Source organism: Streptosporangium heterodermiicola (assembly GCF_051390675.1).
Taxonomy (GTDB): Bacteria; Actinomycetota; Actinomycetes; order Streptosporangiales; family Streptosporangiaceae; genus Streptosporangium.
In genome coordinates this window covers 1-6617 of record NZ_JBPJSR010000059.1, presented here as the reverse complement: position 1 = coordinate 6617, position 6617 = coordinate 1, and the positions used below count along the sequence as shown (strand labels likewise).

The window sequence follows — 6617 nt, the reverse complement described above, 5'->3', positions numbered from 1 at the left end:
ACCGCGTTCCTGGCACTCGGGCAGGCCCACATCCACGGCAGCCCGATCGACTGGGAGACGATCTTCCCCGGCGCGAACAGGATCGACCTGCCCACCTACGCCTTCCAGCGGCAGCGCTACTGGCTCGACGCCTCACCGGCGGGCACGGTGGACGCCTCCGGGCTGGGCCTCGGCGCGGCCGACCATCCGCTGCTGGGCGGCGCGATCGGGCTGGCGGACGCCGACGCCGTACTCCTGACCGGGCGGTTGTCGCTGCGTTCGCACCCCTGGCTCGCCGACCACGCGATCGCCGGGACGGTCGTGGTTCCCGGCACCGCCTTCGTCGAGCTCGCGATCAGAGCCGGTGACGAGGTCGGCGCGGAGGCGCTGGACGAGCTGGTGATCGAGACCCCCCTCGTGCTCCCGGAACGCGGTGCGGTGCACGTCCAGGTGTCCGTCGGAGCCCGTGACGACGAGGGCGGCCGTGCCGTCGCGATCCATTCCCGTCCCGAGAACTCCCGTCCCGAGAACGGGCAGGGGGACATCGAGTGGACCAGGCACGCGGAAGGCCGTGTCGTCCCCGGCTCGCGGGAGGAGACCTTCGGCCTGGCAGAGTGGCCTCCCGCCGACGCCACCGCGCTCGATGTCGCAGACTTCTACGACACCCTGGCCGGCGCCGGTCTGGACTACGGCCCCGCGTTCCAGGGGGTGCGGGCCGCCTGGCGGCAGGGCGAGACGCTCCTGGCGGAGGTGTCGCTCGCGGACGGGGAACGGGAGGACGCCGCGCGTTTCGGGGCGCATCCCGCCCTGCTCGACGCCGCCCTGCACGTCGCGGCGCACGAAACCCTGCCGGACACCCCGGCCGGGGGAAACCGGCTGCCCTTCGCCTGGCGGGGTGTCCGCCTGCACGCCTCCGGCGCGTCCGCCGTCCGGGTACGGCTCACCCCGGCCGGGACGGAGGAGTGGGCGATCCAGGTGGCGGACACCACGGGAGCGCCTGTCGCGTCCGTCGAGGGGCTGCGTTCCCGCCTGATCGAGACGGGCAGGCTGCGCGAGGCGCGGTCGGCCGCACGCGACTCGCTCTTCCAGGTCGGCTGGGTCGAGCCGCCCGCCGGAGATGACGCCCCCGAGATCGATGATGTCGTCGTCATCTCCGGCGTCGCCGGTCCCGATCCGTCGGCAGGCGTGGCGGACGCCGTTCACGAGGTGACGAACCGGGTGCTGGCCGAGCTGCGGCGCTGGCTGGAAGAGGAGCGCCCCGCGTCCGCCCGCGCGGTCGTGGTCACGAGGAACGCGGTGGCGGTGTCCGGCGAGGAGACCGCCGATCCGCGTGCGGCCGCCGTGTGGGGGCTCGTACGTTCGGCGCAGTCGGAGCAGCCGGGGCGGATCGTCCTGGTCGACGGTGATCGCGACCTCGGCGCGGAGGCCGTTCGCGCACTGGCCGCGGGTGAGCCGCAGCTGGCCGTGCGAGGAGAGCGGATCCTGGTGCCGCGCCTGGTCCGGGCGACGGGCCCGGCCGCCGGAGCCGTACCGCTGAACCCGGAGGGGACCGTACTGATCACCGGCGGCACGGGAGGGCTCGGCGGCCTGCTCGCCCGGCATGTCGTGACCGAGTACGGCGCCCGGCACCTGGTCCTCACCAGCCGCCGGGGCGCGTGGGCCCCCGGCGCGGCCGAGCTGCGGGACGAGCTGGCCGGGCTCGGCGCCCGGGTCGACATCGTGGCGGGAGACGTGGCCGACCGCGCGTTCCTGGAAGGAGTCCTGGCGGCGATCCCGGCCGAACACCCGCTGACCGCCGTCGTGCACACGGCGGGCGTCGTCGACGACGGCGTGGTCGGCTCGCTCACCTCAGAGCGCGTCGACGCGGTGCTGCGTCCCAAGGTCGACGCGGCCTGGCACCTGCACGAGCTGACCCGCGACCACGATCTGGCGTGGTTCGTGCTGTACTCGTCGGTCGCCGGAGTCCTGGGCAGCGCGGGGCAGGCGAGCTACGCGGCGGCCAACACCTTCCTCGACGCCCTCGCGGAGCACCGCAGGGGAGAAGGCCTGCCCGCGCTCTCCCTGGCCTGGGGCCTCTGGGAACGGAGCACCGGCGTCACCGCGCACCTGACCGGCCTCGACCGGGCGCGGGCCGCGCGCGGCGGGGTCAGGCCGCTGCCCACCACGGAAGGGCTGGAGCTGTTCGACGCCGCGCTGCGGCTGGGCCCCGCGACCCTGGTACCCGCCGCGCTCGACCTGCCCGCCGTGCGCGCCGGGGAGAAGATCCCGCCGCTGCTGCGCGGCCTCGTCCGGCCCTCGCGCCGGGCCGCGCGGGACGCGGCGGGGGGATCGCCGCTCGTACGGCGGCTGGCCGGGCTCACCGACGACCGCCGAGGAGAGCTCCTGCTCGACCTGGTGCGTACCGAGGTCGCGGCGGTCCTGGGCGCCGGTGCCGAGGCAGTGCCGGCCCGGCGTGCCTTCGGCGACCTCGGACTCGACTCCCTGACGGCGGTCGAGCTGCGCAACCGGCTCAACACGGTGACCGGGCTCCGGCTGCCCGCCACCCTGACCTTCGACCACCCCACGCCCTCCGCGCTGGCCGGGTACCTCCAGGGGAAGCTCGGCGGGAAACGGGAGAAGGCGGCCGAGGCCGTCTCCACCCCGGTGGCCGGTGACGCGATCGCGATCGTCGGGATGGCCTGCCGCCTGCCCGGCGGGATCGGCTCCCCGGACGACCTGTGGCGGCTGGTCGCCTCGGGCGGCGACGCGATCTCGGAGTTCCCGTCCGACCGGGGCTGGGACCTGGAGACGCTGTTCGACGCCGACCCCGCGCACCCCGGCACGTCGTACACCCGGCACGGCGGGTTCCTGCACGAGGCCGCCGACTTCGACGCGGAGTTCTTCGGGATCTCGCCGCGTGAGGCGCTGGCGACCGACCCGCAGCAGCGGCTGCTCCTGGAGACGGCGTGGGAGGCCCTGGAGGGGGCGGGCATCGACCCGGCCACCCTGCGGGGCAGCCGGACCGGTGTCTTCACCGGCGTCATGTACCACGACTACGCCCCCCGGGTCGGGGAGGCGCCCGCCCCGCTGGAGGGCTACCTGGCCAACGGCAACGCGGGCAGCGTGGCGTCGGGGCGGATCGCGTACTCGTTCGGGTTCGAGGGTCCCGCTGTCACGGTCGACACGGCGTGTTCGTCGTCGCTGGTGGCGTTGCATCTGGCGGTGCAGTCGCTGCGCTCGGGCGAGTCCGACCTGGCCCTCGCGGGCGGGGTCGCGGTGATGGCCTCGCCCTCCGTGTTCGTCGAGTTCTCCCGCCAGCGCGGGCTCGCCGCCGACGGCCGCTGCAAGGCGTACGCGGGGGCCGCCGACGGCACCGGCTGGGCCGAGGGCGTGACCCTGCTCCTCGTCGAACGCCTCGCGGACGCCCGGCGGCTCGGCCACGAGGTGCTGGCCGTGGTACGTGGCACGGCGGTCAACCAGGACGGCGCCTCCAACGGGCTTACCGCGCCGAACGGCCCGTCGCAGCAGCGGGTCATCCGGCAGGCGCTCGCCAACGCCGGGCTCGCGCCCTCGGAGGTGGACGCCGTCGAGGGGCACGGTACCGGCACCACGCTGGGCGACCCGATCGAGGCGCAGGCGCTCATCGCCGCGTACGGCCAGGACAGGCCCGGTGAGCGGCCGCTGTGGCTGGGCTCGCTGAAGTCGAACATCGGGCACACCCAGGCGGCGGCCGGAGCGGCCGGGATCATCAAGATGGTGCAGGCGATCCGGCACGGGGTGTTGCCGAGGACGTTGCACGTGGACGAGCCGTCGCCGCACGTGGACTGGTCGGCCGGGGCGGTCGAGCTGCTCACCGAGGCGCGGGAGTGGCCGGACACGGGCGCGCCGCGCCGGGCGGGGGTGTCGGCGTTCGGGGTGAGCGGCACCAACGCCCACGTGATCATCGAACAGGCCCCGCCGGGCGAGGCCGCACCCGCCCACCTGACCGAGCGGGCCCCGTCGTCCGGGGTGGCGTCCGTACGCGTGTCGTCCGAGGTGGTGTCCGCACGGGCTTCGTCGGAGGTGGCGGCCGCAGGGGCGGAGCCGTACGGCGGCCCGCTTCTCTGGACGGTGTCAGGCAGGACCCCGGAGGCCCTGCACGCCCAGGCCGCCCGCCTGGCGGCCTTCGTCGAGGACCCGGGCGAGGCTGGAGTCGCCGAGGACTTGGATGAGGTGGGGGCCGGAGTCGCGTCCGGCCAGGATCAGAAGGCCGGCCAGGGCCGGAAGGTCGCGGCGGATCTCGATCCGAGGGACGTCGGGCTCTCCCTCGCCACCACACGGTCGGCCTTCGAGCACCGAGCCGTCGTCCTCGCAGACGCAGACGCAGACGCAGACGCAGACGCAGACGCTGGCGACGGCGACGGCGACGGGTTCGTGCCGGGCCTGCGCGCGCTGGCCGCCGGTATCTCCTCGCCGAGGGTCGTGCGCGGTGTCGCGGACGCCGACGGCAAGGTGGTGTTCGTCTTCCCCGGGCAGGGTTCCCAGTGGGCGGGGATGGCGGTCGAACTGCTCGACACCGCACCGGTGTTCGCCCACCGGTTGGCTGCCTGCGAGGAGTCGCTCTCCCCGTACGTGGACTGGTCGCCCGCCGAGGTCCTGCGCGGTGCGCCGGGCGCGCCGGAGCGGGACCGGGTGGACGTGGTCCAGCCGTTGCTGTGGGCGGTGATGGTGTCGCTGGCCGCGCTCTGGGAGTCCTACGGCGTCCGCCCCGCCGCCGTCGTCGGGCACAGTCAGGGTGAGATCGCCGCGGCGTGCGTGGCGGGAACCCTGTCGCTGGAGGACGCCGCGCGGGTCGTCGCGCTCCGCAGCCGCGCCATCCTGGCCCTCGCCGGGAGCGGCGCCATGGCGTCGATCGCGCTGCCGCCCGACGAGGTGGAGGCCCGGATCGCCGGGTCGGCGGGCCGCGTCTCGGTGGCCGCCGTCAACGGCCCCTCCCAGGTGGTGATCTCCGGTGATCCCGACGCGGTCGCCGGTCTCGTCGACGACTACAAGGCCGAGGGCGTACGGGCCCGGATCGTCCCGGTGGACTACGCCTCCCACTCCGCGCACGTCGAGCGCGTCCGCGCGGAGGTGGGTGAGGCCCTCGCGCCCGTCCGGTCGCGCGCCGGGGAGGTGCCGATCCTGTCGACCGTCACCGGGGACTGGATCGGCACGACGCCGATGGACGCGGACTACTGGTACGCGAACCTCCGCGAGCGGGTCCGGTTCGAGGAGGCCACCCGCGCGCTGGCCGAGCAGGGGCATGACGTGTTCATCGAGGTCAGCCCGCACCCGGTGCTGACCTCGGGCATCCAGGAGACCCTCGACACCGCCGCGCCGGGCGCGGTCGTGGCGGGCTCGCTACGCCGCGACCAGGGCGGCCTCGACCGGTTCCTCACCTCCCTGGCCGAGGTGTACGTCCGGGGTGTCCCGGTGGACTGGCGGGCGGTGTACCCCGGCGCCCGCCGGGTGCCGCTGCCGACCTACGCCTTCCGCCGCCGCCGCTTCTGGCTCGACGCCGCGCCCACCGGGGGCAGGCCGGTCCAGGAGGTGCCCGTGGCGGAACCGGTGACCAGGTCCATCGCCACGCTGGCCGGAACCGAACTCGACGAGGCCGTGGTCGAGCTGGTCCGCGCCGAGTCCGCCGTCGTCCTGGGACACGACGGCGCGAGCGCCATCGACCTCGGGAAGGCGTTCAGGGAGCTCGGCCTGGACTCGCTGACGGCCGTCGACCTGCGCAACCGCCTCGGCGCGGCCACCGGCCTGCGGTTGCCCGCGACCCTGGTCTTCGACTACCCGACGCCCGCCGCGATCGCCGGATACCTCAGGAACGAGCTGTCGTCGCCGGGGGAGACCGTCCGCTTCCCCTCCGCCTCGGCCTCGCTCGACTACCTGGAGACGGTGTTCTCCTCCGGCGCCGGGGACGCCCCCGGGAACGCGGAACTCCTCACCAGGATGCGGGCCCTGCTCGACCGGTGGGGGACGACCGCGCCACCCGCGGTCGCGGGCGTCGACCTCGACTCCGCGACCGACGAGGAGCTGTTCCGGCTTCTCGACCACGACATCGATTCCCTGTGACGCTGAGGAGCACATCCGCCATGGCCGACGAGAAACTGCGCGAATACCTGAAACGCGCGATCGCCGACGTCCAGAACCTGCGAGGCCGCCTCCACGAGGTCGAGTCGGGACGCAGGGAGCCGATCGCGATCGTGGGAATGGCGTGCCGCTTCCCCGGCGGGGTGAGCTCGCCGGAGGACCTGTGGGACCTGGTCGCCGAGGGCCGGGACGCGGTGTCGGAGTTCCCGTCCGACCGGGGCTGGGACCTGGAGGGCCTGTTCGACCCCGACCCGGACCACCCCGGTACGTCGTACACCCGGCACGGCGGCTTCCTGGACGACGTCGCGGGCTTCGACGCGGAGTTCTTCGGGATCTCGCCGCGTGAGGCGCTGGCGACCGACCCGCAGCAGCGGCTGCTCCTGGAGAGCGCCTGGGAGGCGTTCGAGCACGCCGGAATCGACCCGGCCTCGCTCCGGGGCAGCCGTACGGCGGTGTTCGCGGGCCTCGCGGGCGGCGACTACGGCGCCGGTCCCGGCGCGCCCGAGGAGCTGGAAGGCCACCTGGGCATCGGCACGCTGCGCAGT

General features: G+C 74.7%; 2 protein-coding genes. Both read left to right on the top strand.

From position 1 onward, the window contains the following. Nucleotides 1–6054, top strand: a 6054-nt coding sequence (locus ACSC1Q_RS42825) for a type I polyketide synthase (protein WP_436764485.1), incomplete at its 5' end; no start/stop codon positions are given. Between the two features lie 20 nt (nucleotides 6055–6074). Next, on the top strand, nucleotides 6075–6617 hold a 543-nt coding region (locus tag ACSC1Q_RS42820; RefSeq protein ID WP_436764484.1), incomplete at its 3' end, for a beta-ketoacyl synthase N-terminal-like domain-containing protein.